20 protein-coding genes are annotated in these 18953 nt (G+C 44.9%); 3 read left to right on the top strand and 17 right to left on the bottom strand.

Annotated features, from left to right (window positions below):
* Nucleotides 1-38 precede the first annotated feature (38 nt).
* Nucleotides 39-803: a ribonuclease HII gene (locus ACKRAT_RS05350; protein WP_411844067.1), complete on the bottom strand. Its 765-nt coding sequence runs from the start codon at nucleotides 801-803 to the stop codon at nucleotides 39-41.
* Nucleotides 804-1655: a ribosome biogenesis GTPase YlqF gene (gene ylqF, locus ACKRAT_RS05345; RefSeq protein WP_411844417.1), complete on the bottom strand. Its 852-nt coding sequence runs from the start codon at nucleotides 1653-1655 to the stop codon at nucleotides 804-806. It abuts the gene before it with no gap.
* A 90-nt stretch (nucleotides 1656-1745) separates the two neighbouring features.
* Here ylqF and ACKRAT_RS05340 point away from each other — a divergent pair, with 90 nt between their 5' ends.
* The 3 genes from ACKRAT_RS05340 to ACKRAT_RS05330 are packed head-to-tail and all read left to right on the top strand — an operon-like array spanning nucleotide 1746 to nucleotide 5718.
* On the top strand, nucleotides 1746-2693 hold the full coding sequence (locus ACKRAT_RS05340) for a glycosyltransferase family 2 protein (protein WP_411844066.1): 948 nt from the start codon (nucleotides 1746-1748) through the stop codon (nucleotides 2691-2693).
* Nucleotides 2680-3066: a GtrA family protein gene (locus ACKRAT_RS05335; RefSeq protein WP_411844065.1), complete on the top strand. Its 387-nt coding sequence runs from the start codon at nucleotides 2680-2682 to the stop codon at nucleotides 3064-3066. Before ACKRAT_RS05340 ends, ACKRAT_RS05335 begins: the two co-directional genes overlap by 14 nt.
* 3 nt (nucleotides 3067-3069) lie before the next feature.
* On the top strand, nucleotides 3070-5718 hold the full coding sequence (locus ACKRAT_RS05330; RefSeq protein ID WP_411844064.1) for a YfhO family protein: 2649 nt from the start codon (nucleotides 3070-3072) through the stop codon (nucleotides 5716-5718).
* 122 nt (nucleotides 5719-5840) lie between these two features.
* Here ACKRAT_RS05330 and rplS read toward each other — a convergent pair whose 3' ends face one another.
* The 15 genes from rplS to fapR form a co-directional block, all read right to left on the bottom strand.
* The gene (gene rplS / locus ACKRAT_RS05325; protein WP_411844063.1) at nucleotides 5841-6188 is read right to left on the bottom strand and encodes a 50S ribosomal protein L19; all 348 of its coding nucleotides are present in this window, start codon (nucleotides 6186-6188) and stop codon (nucleotides 5841-5843) included.
* Nucleotides 6189-6328: 140 nt separating this feature from the next.
* Nucleotides 6329-6997, bottom strand: coding sequence for a tRNA (guanosine(37)-N1)-methyltransferase TrmD (trmD, locus tag ACKRAT_RS05320; protein ID WP_411844062.1), 669 nt, complete (start codon nucleotides 6995-6997; stop codon nucleotides 6329-6331).
* A complete protein-coding gene (gene rimM / locus ACKRAT_RS05315; protein ID WP_411844061.1) occupies nucleotides 6994-7488 on the bottom strand; it encodes a ribosome maturation factor RimM in 495 nt (164 codons plus the stop codon). The genes trmD and rimM overlap by 4 nt, the downstream gene beginning before the upstream one ends.
* A gap of 60 nt (nucleotides 7489-7548) precedes the next feature.
* On the bottom strand, nucleotides 7549-7776 hold the full coding sequence (locus ACKRAT_RS05310) for a KH domain-containing protein (protein WP_411844060.1): 228 nt from the start codon (nucleotides 7774-7776) through the stop codon (nucleotides 7549-7551).
* Between the two features lie 6 nt (nucleotides 7777-7782).
* The gene (gene rpsP, locus ACKRAT_RS05305; RefSeq protein WP_411844059.1) at nucleotides 7783-8058 is read right to left on the bottom strand and encodes a 30S ribosomal protein S16; all 276 of its coding nucleotides are present in this window, start codon (nucleotides 8056-8058) and stop codon (nucleotides 7783-7785) included.
* A 99-nt stretch (nucleotides 8059-8157) separates the two neighbouring features.
* On the bottom strand, nucleotides 8158-9504 hold the full coding sequence (ffh, locus tag ACKRAT_RS05300) for a signal recognition particle protein (RefSeq protein ID WP_411844058.1): 1347 nt from the start codon (nucleotides 9502-9504) through the stop codon (nucleotides 8158-8160).
* An 11-nt stretch (nucleotides 9505-9515) separates the two neighbouring features.
* Complete coding sequence (locus ACKRAT_RS05295; RefSeq protein ID WP_411844057.1) at nucleotides 9516-9851, bottom strand: putative DNA-binding protein; 336 nt, start codon at nucleotides 9849-9851, stop codon at nucleotides 9516-9518.
* Nucleotides 9851-10972, bottom strand: coding sequence for a signal recognition particle-docking protein FtsY (ftsY, locus tag ACKRAT_RS05290; protein ID WP_411844056.1), 1122 nt, complete (start codon nucleotides 10970-10972; stop codon nucleotides 9851-9853). Before ftsY ends, ACKRAT_RS05295 begins: the two co-directional genes overlap by 1 nt.
* Nucleotides 10969-14523: a chromosome segregation protein SMC gene (gene smc, locus ACKRAT_RS05285; protein ID WP_411844055.1), complete on the bottom strand. Its 3555-nt coding sequence runs from the start codon at nucleotides 14521-14523 to the stop codon at nucleotides 10969-10971. Before smc ends, ftsY begins: the two co-directional genes overlap by 4 nt.
* Complete coding sequence (rnc, locus tag ACKRAT_RS05280; protein WP_411844054.1) at nucleotides 14523-15290, bottom strand: ribonuclease III; 768 nt, start codon at nucleotides 15288-15290, stop codon at nucleotides 14523-14525. Before rnc ends, smc begins: the two co-directional genes overlap by 1 nt.
* 96 nt (nucleotides 15291-15386) lie before the next feature.
* Nucleotides 15387-15623 carry an acyl carrier protein gene (locus tag ACKRAT_RS05275; RefSeq protein ID WP_411844053.1) on the bottom strand — a complete coding sequence of 79 codons (237 nt, stop codon included), beginning with the start codon at nucleotides 15621-15623 and terminating at the stop codon, nucleotides 15387-15389.
* Between the two features lie 34 nt (nucleotides 15624-15657).
* The gene (fabG, locus tag ACKRAT_RS05270) at nucleotides 15658-16392 is read right to left on the bottom strand and encodes a 3-oxoacyl-[acyl-carrier-protein] reductase (RefSeq protein WP_411844052.1); all 735 of its coding nucleotides are present in this window, start codon (nucleotides 16390-16392) and stop codon (nucleotides 15658-15660) included.
* A complete protein-coding gene (gene fabD / locus ACKRAT_RS05265) occupies nucleotides 16385-17290 on the bottom strand; it encodes an ACP S-malonyltransferase (protein ID WP_411844051.1) in 906 nt (301 codons plus the stop codon). The genes fabG and fabD overlap by 8 nt, the downstream gene beginning before the upstream one ends.
* Complete coding sequence (plsX, locus tag ACKRAT_RS05260; protein ID WP_411844050.1) at nucleotides 17287-18267, bottom strand: phosphate acyltransferase PlsX; 981 nt, start codon at nucleotides 18265-18267, stop codon at nucleotides 17287-17289. Before plsX ends, fabD begins: the two co-directional genes overlap by 4 nt.
* Nucleotides 18260-18841, bottom strand: a complete 582-nt coding sequence (fapR, locus tag ACKRAT_RS05255; protein ID WP_411844049.1) for a transcription factor FapR — start codon at nucleotides 18839-18841, stop codon at nucleotides 18260-18262. Before fapR ends, plsX begins: the two co-directional genes overlap by 8 nt.
* Nucleotides 18842-18953: the final 112 nt, after the last annotated feature.

Below are 18953 nucleotides of genomic sequence, written 5' to 3'. Positions count from 1 at the left end.
AGAAAAGGATTTCATCAAAGTAAACTGAAGAAATCAAATTAATGCTTAAGAATTAAACTTTTCACGGGTTCAAAGGTTCTCCGGTGCACCGGAGATATCCCAAATTCTTCCAGACTAGTCAAATGTTCCTTAGTCCCATATCCTTTATGCTTTGAAAAATAATAGCCCGGATATTGCGTATCGTAGTCCGCCATCATCATGTCCCTTGTCGTTTTTGCAATGACACTCGCTGCTGCGATGGAGACAGAATTGGCATCCCCTTTTATAATTGAAATCTCATCGATTCCCATGCCGAGGGTCATCGCATCGACCAGCAGATGTTCGGGGGTTCCGTTTAAATTTTTCACAGCACGCTGCATAGCAAGTCTTGATGCTTCATAAATATTGAGGGAATCTATCTCTTCAACACTTGCGATGCCGATGCCGTAATCCGCTTCGCGCATAATGACTTCCCGGTACGCCGTCCGCTTTTCAAGCGAAAGCTTTTTGGAATCATCAAGTCCCGGCAATAAAAATCCTTCAGGCAGTATTACCGCAGCTGCAACAACTTCCCCGGCGATCGGTCCCCTGCCCGCTTCATCTACACCCGCAATATATCTGTATTTTTGCTTAAGGCCGTTTTCATAACGGCACATTTCTTCATATTTAAATTTGAGTTTCTGTTCTTTTTCTATCCGTCTTTTTTGTTTATCGATCGCATTCGACACGCCTTTTCGCCCATCATCCAGATAGCCGCATGCTTCAAGTTCCTGAATTGAGCGCAGCTGCGCGATTTCTTCGGCGATTTCACGTACAGATTTCAATCAATCCACCGTCCGATCAAATGTATACCTTCCGATTTTGCCATTTCTGATATCATAGATGATACGGTTTGTGACCGCCTCATAATTGATTTCATTGCCGCCTGCTTTCAGGCCGCGTGATTTGCCGATCGCTTCATAAATTTCAACAATGTCATCATCGATATCAGCATTCACGTTATAAAATTTATTGAAGGTATCCTTGTCATGTTCGAGCAGGAAATTCATGCCGTAGATCGCCACCTCATCCAACGAAACGACACGATCTGTGATCGCCCCTGTGAGCGACAGTTTCTTACCGGTCTCTTCGTCTTCAAATTTCGGCCATAGGATTCCCGGTGTGTCGAGCAGTTCCATACGGGTACCTGCTTTAATCCACTGCTGTCTTTTCGTGACACCGGGTGTATTTCCCGTCTTGGCAATCTTTTTCTTCGCGATATTGTTGATCACCGTCGATTTGCCGACGTTCGGAATACCAAGGATCAGCGCCCGGATGGCTCTGCGGTTAATGCCTTTGCGTTCCATCTTCTCGAACATTTCCCGCGTCGCCTCAATTGCCAGCGGTTCAATTTTACGGATGATCTGACTGTCACGGCCGTTGATTGCAACAGGGTGTTTCCCTTCCTTCTGCAATTGTGAGATCCAGGCTTTCGTCTCCCTTTCATCAGCCATATCCTTTTTGTTCAAAACGACGACCTTGGGCTTATCTTTGGTCACATCATCAAGCATCGGGTTATGGCTGGATACCGGGATACGTGCATCCAGTATTTCAATGACAACATCTATTTTCTTTAAATTCTCTTCTATTTCCCTACGTGCTTTGGCCATATGGCCTGGAAACCAGTTTATACTCATCATCTTCACTTCCGTTCCTTATAGTTCATTATTCCATTGTCATATTATATAATACAATCAGCATTTAATAAATCATCAGGAGGTGAAGAAATGCTTTCAATCATCATTCCGGTACTGAATGAATCGAAGAATATCCCTATTTTATATGAGGAATTTCAAACGGTAATGCAGGTTCTGGAAAGAAATTATGAAATTATCTTTATCGATGACGGTTCAACAGATGATACACTGGATCACATTAAGAACATCCGGGATGAAAACATAAAATTCATTTCTTTCTCCAGAAATTTCGGGAAGGAAGCTGCCATCATTGCCGGGCTTGAAAAAGCGCAGGGCGAAGCTGCCGTCATCATGGACGGCGATCTGCAGCACCCGCCCTCACTGATTACAGAAATGTTTTCCCAATATGAGGCAGGATTCGACCAAGTGATAGCAAAGCGGGATAAAACCGGCGAATCACTGATGAGACGGATCCCATCAAATATTTTTTATAAATTGATGAACAGTACCAGTACCGTCCGGCTGGTCGATGGAGAGGGGGATTTCCGTCTCATTTCCCGCAAAGTCATTGATGCCATATTACTGCTCAGCGAAAACAACCGCTTCTCCAAAGGCATTTTCGAATGGGTGGGATTCAATAAGAAAGTGATCGAATTCAATCACATTGACCGCTCATCGGGCAGATCCACATTCAATCCATTAAAACTCGTCGATTATGCCATCGATGGAATCAGTGCATATAATCATAGGCCGCTTCGTATCTGCTTCTATCTTGGTCTTGCAGTCCTCCTGATCTCACTGGCGTATATATTATATATGTTTGTTAATATTGTGATACATGGCGTGGAAGTACCGGGCTACTTTACAATCATCGCGAGTCTCCTTCTGCTTGGCAGTGTACAGCTGTTTTCCCTCGGCATTATCGGCGAATATATCGGTCGTATATATATCGAAACGAAAAACAGACCCAAATTCATCGTTCACGAACAATCGGATTTCACAGACGCCCAAAAGGAAAATTTCCATGAAACAAAATAGCTTAAATAATGAATTCTCACGCTTTGTCATCATCGGACTTTTAAACACACTGAATTACTATATGATCTACACTGTGCTCATCTTTATCGGGCTGCCTTATATCGCTGCGCACCTGATCGGTTTTATTCTGGCATTTATCATTTCATACTTTTTAAACTGTTACTTTGTGTACAGGGTAAAACCGACATGGTCCAAGTTTTTAAGGTTCCCGCTCACGCAGGTGATCAATATGGGAATGCAGACTTTATTGTTATATGTATTTGTAGACATTTTCAGTTGGAATGAAATTTTGGCGCCCCTGCCTGTACTCGTTGTCACAGTACCGGTAACTTATACAATCACCCGGTGGGTGCTTAAAGATAAAGAGGTTTAAAACATGCAGAAAATGAGTCATTTGCTGAAACGTTCCAGATATATACTCACCATCGCCGTGCTGGCAGTTCTGTCACACGCCTATGTGCTCTGGCGTCTGATTGCACCGGATGATAAAAAAGAAAAAATCTTCATGACGGGTGCCAACGATGGATTGGAACAAATGCTGCCGATGCAGCTTTATCTATATGAAAAATTCAAAGAAGGCACGTTGTTCTTTGATACAGACTTTGGCCTGGGCGGAGATTTTTACACAGATCTCGCCTATTATTATTCAACAAATGTCGTTTATCATATCAATATCTTTTTCGTCAGACTCGGAGAGCTGTTATTCGGCTATGATACATCAGCGATTGAATTTTGGGCTTTCAACGGCTTTTTCATATCTATCATAAAAACATTTGCAATCATTTATTTTACTTATAAATTTTTAAAATTCATCGGTGTAAAACCGGTTTATGCAGTGCTCGGCGGATTTATATTTGCCGCATCCCCCACTTATTTCAGATTTACGGTTTACTGGTCTTTCTTCAGTGATGTTTTCATCTGGCTGCCGCTGACATTTTTTGCACTCGAACTGCTGATTCGAAAAGGCAGACCGGGGTTGTTTATATTTGCCGTCGCCCTGACACTGATCAATAATTTCTACTTTGCATATTTCCAGCTGGTCATCTCAGTCGTCTACCTTGGGATCCGGCTGCTGGCGAAACGAAAAGAGGATTTACCGGGGATGGATGTTTTAAAACTGTCCATTCCTTCGGCGGTTATCGGTTTCGGCATATCCATCGTCGCTTTTTTCCATGCCGTCCGCGGATTTTTAAATAATGATTCCCGAGAATATATGGTGGATGTCCCGCTTATCAGTGAACTTGGTCCCCAGGATAATATTTTTTATGAAAATTATCTGATCGTCATTTTATTCATCGCCATCCAGGCACTGTTCACACCGGCATTATACAAAAACTATTTTTATAAGTTATTTGCATGGCTGACCATTGTGTTCATGATTTTTACACTGTCACCCTATATCGATACGTTCTTCAATGGATTCCAGCAGCCACAGAAGCGCTGGCATTATATGCTCGTATTTTTCCATGCGGTACTGATTGCACAATATCTGTCCAACTTAAAAAAAGTGCCGCTAAAAACTTATGTATTGAGCCTGATACCTGTCTATATCATTTTAGGACTGTCCATATGGATTGCTGATGAAACGGTCATCTGGCTATGGCTTGTCCCGGTGGTCCAGTTTGCCGGGGCACTCGTTGTAATTGATAAAAAGGAACGAAAAGCCGTCACTGCACTGCTGGTGGGCTTGGTTGTCCTTTTCACCCTGACAGTCAGTGCATCACATACAGATTCCGAAATCTATCATCCCGGCATTACAGACCGTAACCATCTGTTCTACCTCAACAGCAACCACTACAGAAGTGAACTGCAGCAATATAACATTGATCATATCAAGGACTTGAAGGAACCGGAACAAAAGATAGATTACAAAGTCAGAGATCAGGATAATACTCCGATGTATATGGGATTCAGCGGCACAAGCCTGTACTCGAGTATCATTGACGGTAAAATCATTGACTTTTATTACAATGACCTGAAAGTGAATTTTCCGCACGAGTCCATCAGCCGTTACGCATCATTCCAATACAGGAGCAATCTTTATTCGCTGTTTGGCGCGGATTATATGATGCGTGAAGATGAGACATTTGGAATTCCATCCAAGTTCGAACCGATACTGACAGACGGCACATATACCATCTATGAAAATAAATTCCCCCTGAACTTTATACGGTTCAGTTCGGAAATTTATGATCCCGAGGATTTAACCAGTCCGCTGCAGCGGGAACACGCCATGTTAAATGGCATCGTCACTGATGAATTCGAAGCAAACAGCGAGATGGTCCCGCCTGAAAATGTCCTGGAAGAGGTTGACGTTGAAACATTTAATGCCGATTTCGACGGCAGCAATCTGCTGGTCCATGACGACGGGGGCGGAATCAGATTAAACTTCGATGATGTGATCGATGCACCGGTGGAAGATGAAGATGTTTATATCGAAATGCACATTCAGCTCATAGAGCCGATGAAACGATTCACAGTCAATGTCGACGGCTATGAAAACGAACGGCTGTTTGCAGAAAGTAAATACAGAACATATGCCGATGACCTGCTCTACCGTGCAAAGCTGGATGAAGAGATCCCCATCCAATTCTCATCCGGTGAATATAATATCGATCTGCAGGCGATCTATATAGAGGATTACAGAACGCTTGAGAGAGCGAGCGGACAGCCGGACGTTCCTTATGACGCACATGAAAATGCAAATTCATATGAAATTGAAATCGAAGAAGGCAATTCAGGCTTTGCGACCGTCCCAATCGTGTTTAGAGAGGGCGTCAGAGTCACAGGTAATGCAAGCGGGAACCTGGAGCCTTTCAGAGCAAATCATCTCATGACGGGCTTTAAAGTCGGTTCTGAGGACACACGTATTAAAATCAGTTTTACCCCGCCGTATTATTGGCTGACATTGATTGTCTCGCTGGTTTCTCTGCTGGCCGCATTCGTTTATCTCGATTTATTTGGACTCAGGCAGTGGATTGGCAAATTGAGGAGCAGACCGGCGGGCAGGAGCACGAAACGATAGAATCGCTTTTCTTACATCGATGCTCCAACTCAATGAGGCGGCAGGTCCTGCCATATTCATAACTCTCCAAACAAAAAAGAACCTTCACAACCAAAAGGCTGTGAAGGTTCTTTTCGTGTAATTTATCGAAGTTCTCTGATACGCGCCGCTTTACCACGCAAGTTACGCAGATAGTAAAGTTTAGCACGACGTACACGGCCACGACGAGTCACTTCTAGTTTCTCGATTTTTGGCGTGTGTACAGGGAATGTACGCTCCACTCCTACACCGTAAGAGATTTTACGTACTGTGAATGTTTCAGAAATGCCTCCGCCACGGCGTTTGATTACTACACCTTCGAAGACCTGAATACGTTCACGGGATCCCTCAACGATACGTACGTGAACACGTACTGTGTCACCAGGTTTGAAATTCGGCAGGTCTGTTTTCAGCTGCTCTTTTGTCAGCTCATTGATTAGTTCTTGTGACATAATTATCTTCTCCTTCTTCCAACTATCTTGCCCATCATAGCAGCGGATTGTTGTGTATGTGTGTCGTCAAACACTCGTATAATATTACCATAATTGAGCAATGCTTTCAACGGCTTTCTGATAAAATCTGCAGATAATAATTAATCTTCCAGAAGGTCCGGCCGTCTTTCACGCGTTCGTTTCAGACTTTCTTCCCTGCGCCATTCTTCGATCAATTTATGATTACCGTTCATCAATACTTCAGGCACCTTCATCCCGCGGTATTCTCTTGGACGTGTGTAATGCGGGTGCTCGAGCATGCCGGTTGAGAACGAGTCCTCCTGATGACTTTCTTCACGGCTCAATACACCGGGAATCAGACGTACGACAGCATCCGTCATTGTCATACTGGCGAGCTCACCGCCGGTCAGCACGTAGTCTCCGATTGAAACTTCGTCTGTCACCAGAGTCCGTATGCGTTCATCATACCCCTCATAATGACCGCAGATGAAGACGATATCATCTTCTTCACTCAAGGACTCCGCCATCTTTTGATCAAATGGCCTGCCCTGCGGGCACATAAGGATGACACGCGGCTTTTTCAGATCAAGTGCGTCCATAGCGTTAAATACAGGTTCAGGCTTCAATACCATGCCTGCCCCGCCACCATAGGGATAGTCATCGACTTTATTGTGCTTGCTCTCCGAATAGTCGCGGAAGTTGATGAGATTGTAATCGACGATGCCTTTTTCTTTGGCCCGCTTCAATATGGAGGTATTCAACACTCCTTCATACATTTCCGGAAACAGAGTCAGGTAGTGGATATTCATTCGAGTAATCCCTCCAGAGGAGAAATGATAATCTGACCGCTCTCCAAGTCAATTTCTTTTACTACCTCTTCTATATACGGGATCATATATTCCTTGTCGCCTTCTACTACCCAGACATCATTCGCACCGGTCTGGAATATCTCCTTCACTTTACCGATCGTCTCCAAAGATTCTTCTAGTTTTACTTCCAGACCGATGATTTCATGATAGTGGAATTCATTCTTTTCGAGCTCTATTGAAACCGCATCATCTTCCTGTGCCAGATCAGAACCTTTTAAATGCTCCACCTGGTTTAAATTCGTCACTCCGCGGAACTTCAGTAGATGAAAGTTCTTATGGGTGCGGTAGCTGTCGATGACAAAACTTTCGCCTTTGATCTCCACTTTATTGCCGGGCGCAAAACGTTCTTCTGTAAAGTCTGAATCACTGATTACTTTAACTTCCCCGCGTACACCGTGGAAGTTTACCAATCGGCCGATATTAATCTTCATCAGCTGCCCCCTCTTTATCATTTATTCTTATTAATAAAAAAGACACACCGACCGGTGTGCCTAATCTACATCAACAAACACTTTCTTTGAACTGCCATGGTTCGCATTGGCCACGATTGTACGCACCGCTTTGATTACACGGCCACGTCTGCCAATCACACGGCCAACGTCGTCCTCATGGACTTCAATCTTATAGGAAACATTGTATTCCGTTTCCTCATTCTCGATTTTAAGCGCCTCAGGATGTTCCAGCATCGGTTCAAGAATTGTTTGCAATAATTGTTTCATATAGGGTTACTTCCCTAATTTTGCATTATGGTAACGTTCCATAACACCTTTATTGCTGAGGATGTTACGAACTGTATCACTTGGCTTCGCACCATTCTGCAGCCATTCAAGCGCTTTTTCTTCATCAAGCGTTACATTGTTTTCTTCTTTGGACACCGGGTCGTAAGAACCGATTTGTTCGATGATACGGCCATCTCTAGGGCTGCGTGAATCGGCAACTACGATACGGTAGTAAGGATTTCTTTTAGAACCCATGCGTGTCAATCTTAGTTTAACTGCCATTGTTTTTTTGACTCCTTTCTATATCTCAATTTCACTTTTACTACTATAACAGAAAATCAAAAACCTGTAAAGGCCTTTATCTTTACAGGTTTGAAAATTTTAGAATGGCAGTCCCATATTGCCGAAAGGATTCTTCTTGCGGCCTTTTTGGCTTGTCATCTGCTTCATCATTTTCTTCATTTCATTAAACTGTTTCAGCAGTCGGTTCACTTCCTGCAGTGTACGTCCGGAACCGCGTGCAATACGCTTTTTGCGGCTCGCATTGATTTTCGCAGGATTCTCACGCTCTTCCATCGTCATGGAACGGATGATCGCCTGGACGTGGTCGATTTCATTGCCGCTCATCTGCATTTTGTCGAGGCCTTTAATTTTGTTCGCTCCCGGCATCATTTTGAGAAGTTCATCAAGCGGACCCAGATTTTTGACCTGATCCATTTGCTCCAGGAAGTCATCCAGGGTGAAACTCTGGTCTTTTATCTTCTGCTGCAGGACTTTCTGCTCGTCCTCATCTACTGTCGACTGGGCTTTCTCGATGATGGACAGCACATCGCCCATGCCAAGAATCCTCTGTGCCATACGGTCAGGGTGGAATGCTTCCAGGCCATCCAATTTCTCGGACATACCCACGAATTTAATCGGTTTCTGCGTGACTGAACGGATGGAAAGCGCCGCACCACCGCGTGTATCCCCATCAAGTTTTGTGAGGGTCACGCCGGTAATATCGAGCAGATCATTGAATGAATCTGCAACGTTTACGGCATCCTGACCTGTCATAGAGTCAACGACGAGCATGATTTCATCGGGTGTTGCGATTTCTTTAATATCTTTAAGCTCATTCATCAGCGCCTCGTCAATATGCAGCCGGCCTGCTGTATCGATGATGACTGTATCCAGATGTTCTGCCTTTGCATGATCCATAGCCTCAGTAACAATCTGCTGCGGCTTCACCTGGTCACCTAAAGCAAAAACAGGGACATCGATTTGCTTCCCTACTGTCTGCAGCTGGTCAATGGCAGCCGGGCGGTAGATATCACCCGCAACAAGCAGGGGTTTCTTATTGGAATTCTTTCTTAAGTGCAATGCAAGTTTACCGGCAGTTGTCGTTTTACCGGCACCCTGCAGACCAACCATCATGATGACGGTCGGCGGTTTCTGGCTGAGATTAATCTTCTGATTATCCCCGCCCATCAAGTCGGTCAGTTCTTCCTTAACAATCTTGATGACCTGCTGTCCCGGTGTCAGTGACTGCATAACATCAGATCCAAGTGCGCGTTCTCTCACCTGATTGATGAACTGCTTGACCACCTTGAAGTTAACGTCCGCTTCAAGCAATGCCAGACGGACTTCACGCATCATTACCTTAATGTCCGCCTCGGACACTTTACCTTTGCTTTTGATGCGGTCCATCGTGGCCTGGAGACGTTCTCCCAATCCTTCAAAAGCCATATTTGTTCCTCCTAATCCAATTCTTCCAACCGGTTTATAATTTCCTCTGTTTCAGAGTCCATTGATTTACCCAGTTTATTTTTAAGACGCTTTATAAACTCTTGTCTTGATTTAAAATTCCTGTACATGCTGAGGTTTTCTTCATAATGTTCCAAAAGGTCCTTTGAGCGCTTTAAATTATCATAAACCGCCTGACGTGTCACATCAAGTTCTTCCGCTATTTCACTGAACGCGAAATCCTCCAGATAATAAAGTTCGATATACCGCCTTTGCTTATCTGTCAGTAATGAGTTATAAAAATCATAGAGATAGTTCATCCGCATTGTGCGTTCGAGTTCTTCTGTCATTATACCTCATCCTCTGCCTGGTTCTCCTTGGATTCATCTATTTCATCTGCATTAGATATCATATCAGCAAACAGTCCGTATACATAATTCTCTGCACTGAATTCCTGCAGATCATCCAATTGTTCACCGAGACCGACGAATTTAACCGGAATGCCGAGCTCATTTTTAATCGCGAGGACGATACCCCCTTTTGCGGTTCCGTCAAGTTTCGTAAGAACGATGCCGGAGACGTCCGTCACTTCCTTAAAGGCTTTCGCCTGGCTGAGGGCATTCTGGCCTGTTGTCGCATCGAGCACAAGCAGTGATTCATGCGGTGCTTCGGGCACTACTTTCTGAATGACATTTTTCATTTTGGAAAGTTCTTTCATCAGATTCCCTTTATTCTGCAGGCGGCCTGCAGTATCACAGATTAAAACATCCGCGCCGCGTTTTTTGGCCGCATTCATCGCATCGAACATAACGGCTGCCGGATCACTGCCTTCCGTCTGGCTGATGACGTCCACATCTACACGCTCGCCCCATACTTTCAGCTGGTTGATTGCGCCTGCGCGGAAAGTGTCCCCGGCTGCGAGCATGACGTTTTTGCCCTCCTGCTTATACTTATAGGCGAGTTTGCCGATGCTTGTCGTTTTGCCGACGCCGTTCACACCGACTACGAGAATGACCGTCAGCCCGTCTTCCTGAATATTGATCGTTTCGGGAAGTTCATCATTACGCTGGTAGATCTCGACCATTTTCTCAACGATTGTTTCTCTCAGATCCTCAGTTTCAGTAATGTTTTCCACTTTTGCCACATGACGCAGTTCATCCGTCAGTTCCATCACAGTATTGAAGCCGACATCGGCAGAAATAAGCACTTCTTCCAGGGCTTCAAAGAAATCTTCATCGACTGTGCGGTAACGTGCCATCAGTTCATTGATTTCATTCTGGAACTTCTCACGGCTTTTCTCAAGACCTGCTTTAAACTTGTAACCAATCTGTTCCTGTTCCCATTCTTCAAACTCATCAATACTGATGAGGCCATCGTCGAGTTTTTCATTTTGTTCCTCGACAGTTTGCTCATTGGCTTCATTTTCTTTATTTGGCTGGAATTTATTCTTTAGTCGTTTAAGAAAGCTCACACCGTCTCTTCCTCTCTCACATTTTCTTCATAGTTTTTAAGGTCAACACTGATGAGTTGGCTGACACCGCGTTCCTGCATCGTAACACCAAACAGCCGGTCACTCTCTTCCATTGTACCTTTTCTGTGGGTGATCACGATGAACTGTGTATCTTCTGCAAGCTGTTTCAAATAATGCGCATAGCGTAAAACATTGGATTCATCCAGCGCCGCTTCCACTTCATCCAGAATGATGAACGGGCTGACGCGCACTTTCAATACGCTGAATAAAAGGCTGATGGCAGTCAGTGCACGTTCTCCACCGGATAACAGTGACAGCGATGACAGCTTTTTCCCCGGCGGCTGGGCATAGATCTCTACACCGGACTCCAAATAATTATCTTCGTCTGTCAGTCTCAGCTCTGCCTGGCCGCCGCCGAACATCTCTTTGAACACAGCACCAAAATGCGTATTCACCTGCTCGAACGCTTCCTTGAACCGGACCGCAACTTCTTCATCCATTTCACTGATCACTTCAAGCAGGGTGGCGCGGGCTTCCAAAAGGTCCGCTTCCTGCGCTTTAAGGAACTCGTAGCGTTCGTTGACGCGGTCGAACTCTTCTATGGCTCCCAGATTTACAGGTCCAAGCTCTTCTATGCTTTTTTTATTCAATGAAATCTTCATGCGTTTTTGGTCGATTTCAGAGAAATCGTTATATTCTTCTTTCGCTTTTTCATAAGTCATCTTGTAATTCTCGGAAAGATATACGATCCTCTGTTCTATTTTAACATCTAATTTCTCTTTTTTCCCTGTATGGTTGCGTAATGTTTCCTGATGTTCTTCCAATTCTTTTAATGTCGCATCCCGTTTTTCAACGATTGAATTATACTCTCTTCTGATCTCATGCTGCTGAGTGGAAATCTCGTCTGTCTCTTCGTATAATTTTTCCACCCGGGAAGTCAGGTCTTTTTTCTCTTCTTCGAGTGTTGCGATATCCATGCCGCTTAAATCATGCGCCACCATTTCCTGCTGGGCCTTCGTCTCTTCAATCGCATCACCGGCATCCTGAAGTTCTGACTCGAGCCTCTCTTTTTCTGCCTGGTTATGGTTTACACGTTCTTTGACTGCTGCGAATTCACGTTCAATGGCATGGCTCTCATCAGTAAGCAAAGCGAGTTCCTGCTTTTTATCTTTGTCTGAAGCACTCATCATGCGGATGCGCTCATCCAATTTCCGAATCTTTTCCTCCGCTTCGCGGATCAGTTTGTCAAAGTCACGCACCTCATCCCGGCCGCCCAGTGATTTCAGCTCTTCTTGAAGCATAGACATGGTTTCTGCCTTTGCTTCAAGCTGATATCCCAGACGGTCTCTTCTGGACTCCAGGTCTTCATGATTTTCAGCAAGTGTCTCGCCCATCTTTTCAAGTTTTGAAAGTTTCTCCATTTGAGCGGAAACTTTTTCACCAAGAATTTTGACGTTGGATTTCATATGCTCAAGCTTGCCTTTGTACTCGGCGAGTTTTTCTTCCGTTTCCGCCATTTCCCGCTGGCTCTCGATAATGGAACTCTTCGTGTTTCTCGATCCCCCGCTCATCGCACCGCCGGGCATTATTGTTTCGCCATCCACTGTGACGATACGCGCGCGGTGGTTGATTTCACGGGCCAGTTTACCTGCTTCATCGATATTTTCGGTTACAATTGTTGTGCCGAGCAGATGATTTACGACATCTTTGATGTCGGCATCCGCCTTCGCAATATCAGCCATCACGCGGGCATCCACACCAGAGCGCTCGACCTGGGATCTTATATCTGCAGAAAGTGTCCTTGGACGGATTACATCCATAGGGAGAAATGTTGCGAATCCGCTCTTCTTCTCTTTCAGATAACGGATTGCACTTTTGGCGTCCGACTCATTTGTCATGATGATGTTCTGAGCCTGCGCGCCGAGTGCTGTATCGAGTGCAACCATGTACGCACTATCTGTCGAAATCAGTTCACCGACAGACCCCCGTACCCCACTCACCTTATCCCGGTTTTTTAAGATTGCCCGGACACCCGGATAATAACCGCGGTATTCATTCTGCATATTTTTAAGCATTTCCAGTTTTGAAGTCTGCTGTTCGATAAAACGGTTTGCCTTATGCAGTTTCTCCCGCTCTGTATCGTATTTATTATTGAGCTCCGCCAGACCCGCCTTTTCATCCCGATACTTATCCCGTGTAGTTTCCAGCTCATCTTTTGCTTTTTTTGTCTGTTCGGTCAGATTATCATGTTCCGATTTTTCATTTTCATAATCATCTTTTAGAGCAGTGAGTCTTTCTTCCTTTTGACGGACGCTGCCGTCCAGGCGGGATTTTTCAGATTCCTCGCGGCGCTGGTCATTTTCAAGCGTCGTCTTCTCAACCATGAGATCATAATAGCTGTCTTTGAGCTTTTCGATTTCATCGCCCTGGTCTTCTGTTAAATACCGTTTTTGTTCGTTCGTATCTTTCAGTGCTTTTTTCAGTCTTGATGCCGTCTCATTTAAGGATGCCGTCGTTTCATTCACTTCGCTGACCCTGGATTCCAGAGTTTCTTTTCTGGATTCCTGCTCGGATAGACGTGTCCTGAGTTCTTCGACAAGCTGACCTTTGTTGTTTTTACGTTCTTTGTAAAGTTCAATGCGTCCGCTCGTGTTCTCCAGACGTTTTGACAGTTCTACGAGCTGATTGTTCAGCGTACTGCTTTTATTGTCCTGCTTGTCCCTGGCATCACCCAGTTCGGTCATCTTCCGGTCCATCAGCTGAAGGTTTTCGCGCTGTGCTTTAACCTTCTTTGCAATATCATCATAGGCCGCTTCCTCTTCGTGCAGAATCGTGAGGAGTGCATTGATGTCATAGACCGTCACTTCAATATCACTGCGGCTGATTTCCTCTTTCAGTGCCAGATATTCCTTCGCATTTGCACTGTCACGTTCCAGCTTATTCACCCGGGATTCAAGCTCATGGATGATATCATGCACACGGCTCAGGTTTTGAGCTGTATCTTCCAGTCTTTTCTCGGATTCTTTCTTTCTGAGTTTGTATTTCATCACACCGGCAGTTTCTTCAATCAGGTTTCTGCGCTGTTCCGGACGGGCTTTTAATACTTCATCGACTTCCCCCTGGGAAATGATGTTATATGCATTTTTGCCCAGACCTGAATCCAGGAAGAGTTCATTGATCTCTTTCAGACGGCACTTATCGTCATTGATGTAATACTCGCTGTCCCCATTTCTATAGAGCTTGCGGGTAATGTTCACCTGGTCCGTGTCTATGGAGAGGGTTCTGGAATTATTATCCAGCACAAGGCGCACCCATGCGAAGTTCATCGCCTTTCTGCCGGATGAACCGTTAAAGATGACATCTTCCATCTTTACCCCGCGGATACTTCTTGCTGATTGTTCACCAAGCACCCAGCGGATTGCATCAGTAATATTACTCTTGCCGCTGCCGTTTGGACCGACTACAGCCGTCACACCTGAGTCAAATTTAATATTCACTTTATCTGCAAATGATTTGAAGCCGTGGGCCTCTATCGCTTTCAAATATACCATCAGTGGTTCTCCCCGCCGTTCGTTTCACTCAGTGCCTGCTCTGCAGCACGTTGTTCGGACTCCTTCTTGGAACGTCCCAATCCTTTGCCGATCATCTCGCCATCCATATACACGCCTGTGACAAAAGTCTTATCATGGCTTGGTCCCGTGGCCTCAACCAGTTTATATTCAATCGCTTTTCCATAATTTTTATGCATATGTTCCTGCAGTGCGGTCTTATAATCCATTACTGCATTGTATTTCGCACTTTTCACTTCCGGAAAAACAAACCTTTCCAGAAACTTCTCAGTTTCAGCTGATCCCTTATCAAGATAAAGCGCGCCCAAAAAGGCTTCGAAAGTATCAGATATGATGGAGGGCCGTTTTCTTCCACCAGTCTTCTCTTCTCCACGACCGAGCATGATGAGTGGTTCCATGCGGAGTTTGGAGGCGAATACTACAAGTGAGGGTTCACACACGATATTAGCTCTTAGCTTTGTCAGATCCCCTTCAGGCAATTCATCGAATCTGTTAAATATATAGTCTGAAACCATCAATTCTAGTACTGCATCGCCAAGAAATTCGAGTCTCTCGTTATTATAAATTTTATTGAGTTGAAGATCATTGATATACGAACTGTGCATAAATGCCTGTATATATAATGCCTCATCATTTATTGTAATGCCCGTTCTCTCCAGGAACCCAACGAGTTCCCTGCGAAATGCTGAGAGCCCTTTTCTTGCATGTGCATCTTTTTCAATTATATTTTCTATATTTTTAAATTCCATAATATCCACTCCCGTCACCTTATTCTAAATGAATATCCATTTGAATAAAAGTTTTCATACAAAAATAAAATCCACTCCGGAAAGTGGATTTTATAATTAATTTGCGTCTAGTTTATCAATGTAATTAAGAGCGTCGCCTACTGTGTTGATCTTTTCAGCTTCCTCATCAGGAATTTCCATTTCGAACTCATCTTCAAGTTCCATAACTAGTTCAGCAATATCTAAAGAGTCTGCACCAAGATCATCTTTGAAAGATGCTTCTTTAGTTACTTTCTCTTCATCGATTCCAAGTTTGTCGACAATAATGTCTTTTACTTTGTCAAAGTTTGCCATCAAAATTCACCTCCCTCCAATAATAGCATAGCTCCTAATCCATGTACATACCGCCGTTGACGTGGATAGTCTGGCCGGTAATGTATTTTGCGGCGTCGGACGCAAGGAACTTCACAGTCTCTGCGATATCGTCTACAGTACCGAAATGATTCAGTGGTATTTGAGACAACATCTGATCTTTAATATCATCAGAGAGCACCTCGGTCATATCACTTTCTATGAATCCCGGTGCCACTGCGTTGACAGTAATTCCTTTGGGTGCGAGTTCACGCGCTACAGATTTAGTGATGCCTTCAATTCCCGCTTTGGACGCTACATAGTTCGTCTGGCCTGGGTTACCCAAAGAACCGACGATGCTTGAAATATTGATGATTCTTCCGCCTTTTTGGCGGATCATCGGCCGGGAAACGCTCTGAATCACGTTAAATGCACCTTTTAGGTTTACATCGATTACCTGATTCCATTCGTCCTCTTTCATTCTCATAAGAAGGTTGTCTTTGGTCACACCGGCGTTGTTGACAACCAGGTCGATTGAGCCGTGAGTATCTGTGATGTATTTGATCATCGCCTTAACATCATCGTAGTTCTGCACGTGACACTGATATGCTTCTGCGGTCCCGCCCTGATCTGTGATTTCCTGCGCCACCTGCTCCGCTTTTTCTTTGGAACCGGAGTAGTTCACTATAACAGTATACTCTTTCCCGAGGCTTGACGCGATACTTTTTCCTATCCCGCGTGAACCGCCGGTAACTAATGCTATTTTACCCATTTTGAAACTCCTTTACCTGCTCCATAGTATCAATATTCGAAGTACTGACAGAACGGTCTATTTTTCTCATCAATCCGCTGAGGACTTTTTTAGGCCCGACTTCAATTGCTTCCGCCGCACCTTCATCCACTGCCGTCTGCACACATTCCACAAAACGCACGGGGCTTGTAATCTGCTCGATGAGTTGTGACTTGATCACTGTCGGATCCGTTTCAGCCTTGGCTGAAACATTCTGGATCACCGGGATTTGAGGCGGACTGAATTCAATGTCAGACACAAACGCCCTAAACTCCGCCTTTGCCTCATCCATAAGGTGAGAGTGGAATGCGCCGGATACGTTAAGCGGCATTACACGCCTTGCACCGTTTTCCTTTGCTTTGGCCGCAAATTCTTCAATCAATGAAGCATCACCGGAAACAACCGTCTGGTCCGGTGCATTCAGATTCGCCGGCTGCACACGGCGGGTCTCAGTGGACAGTTCATCGCAGAGCGCCTGTACCTCAGCCGCTTCCATACCGATGACAGCAGCCATACCGCCGCCGGTCGATTGTGACATGAGTGCGCCGCGTTTCGCAACGATTTTTACACCATCCTGTATACTCAGTACACCTGCATGTACGAGTGCCGGCAGTTCACCCAGGCTATGGCCTAATACCATATCCCCTTTTATACCGGTTGCAGCCAGCACCGCCAGGCTGTGTGCAAACAATGCGGGCTGTGTATATTCCGTCTGGTTCAGACGTTCATCCTCATCAAACATAATGGACTTCAAATCGAAGTCCACATTCATAAATACTTCATCGAGTGCCGTACGGCCTTCTGAGGATGATTCATAAATGTCTTTTGCCATCCCGTTGTACTGGGCGCCCTGGCCCGGGAATAGTATCAGTCGTTTCATGCATTCTCCTCGATTCTTTCCTTGATTTTTGCGATTGCGTTGGAATCCGCCATCTTTTTAGCCTGCCTCAAGGCAGAGACGATGGCAACAGAGTCACTGGAACCATGTGCTTTTAATACATTACCATTTAGGCCGAGCAGCGGTGCGCCGCCATATTGACGGTAATCCAGCAGGTCCTTTACCTCTTTGAAGTCGTTTTTAAGGACCATTGCCGCCATTTTATTCTTAGTGCTTTTCAGGAATACATCTTTGATCTCACTCATCAGTGACGATGCCGTCCCTTCGATCGTTTTCAAAACGACATTTCCGGTAAACCCATCCGTCACTGCGATGTCGGCTTCACCTGAAAGGATATCCCTCGTTTCAAAGTTGCCGATAAAGTTCATGTCACTCTCTTTAAGTAATTTAAATGTTTCTTTAGTCAGTTCACTGCCTTTGTTTTCCTCACTGCCGTTGTTGATGAGCCCTATGGCAGGATTGGAACGGCCGGCGATTTCGCGCATATAGATATCCGCCATCAAGGCAAACTGCGCGAGATGCTTCGGTTTGTTCTCGGCATTTGCCCCCATATCGAGAAGCATCATGCCGCGGCCGTCGATACTCGGCAGTAAAGTGCCAATGGCAGGGCGTTCAATCCCTTTAATACGGCCGACAACAAATAAGCCGGCGCTCATCAGTGCCCCTGTATTCCCCGCTGAAACACAGGCTGCCACTTCGCCGTCTTTGACTGCCTTGCATGCTCTGACCAGTGAACTGTCTTTCTTCCTTTTTACAGAACGGACAGGATCATCATCCGACTCTATTTTTTCAGTGACTTCAATAAATTCGATCCGGGGGTGATTTCCACTGTACGCACCTTTTGTGCCATACAGTTTCACTTCCAGCATACTGTCTTCTTCAACAGCCGCCAGAACACCTTTTTCAATTTCTGCCGGGGCATTGTCCCCGCCCATTAAATCTACTGCAACTTTAACCATTTTTTTCACCTTCATCAGTTTCATCAGTATAGTACATTTCAAACCGTCCTTTAAAAACCAATTTCTGGTCTACTCTGGACGAGACAGTTATTATCGCCCGATTTCCATCCATTTTCTCCACCACTGCTTTGGAAATCACTTTATCACCGAGTTTCGAAGGTCTTGTAAACTCGATGTCTGCCGATTTCGTGAGTGCGAGCGGTTCGTCAATCACTGCCACACACAGTGAATTTGCCTGGGCGAACAAATAATGTCCCCGTGCAATTTTATTTTTCTGAAATACATGCGCATCTTCCACTATGAACAGCGAGAGTGCATGATTGTTCAATTCTATATCAATTATTTCACCAATGACTTCCTGTAATGAGAGACTGCGGATTTTACCAGTCTCTTCCCTGGCAACGTGTTTGATGCGTTCCCTGAGTTCAGGGATGTTCAGCTCAAGCCGGTCGAGCCGAATCGTCTGTATGCTGACTTCAAATACCTCGGACAGGCGTTCATCCGTCAGGAAAGGGTCAGTAGACACTTTCTCCAAAAGAAGCTCTTGCCGTTCCTTTTTTTTATATCTTGCCATATGATGACCTCATTTAGTAGTTGGTACTAACATCAGTATATATAAGTGACTTTCTGATTTCAAACAAAATTAACATAAACCGCATAAAAAATGGCTGCTTCTTGTCAGAAGT

The sequence above is a fragment of the Salinicoccus sp. HZC-1 genome (assembly GCF_046736035.1).
Classification (GTDB): Bacteria; Bacillota; Bacilli; order Staphylococcales; family Salinicoccaceae; genus Salinicoccus.
The sequence above is the reverse complement of the archived record's forward strand: the minus strand, read 5'-3'. Positions and strand labels throughout refer to the sequence as shown.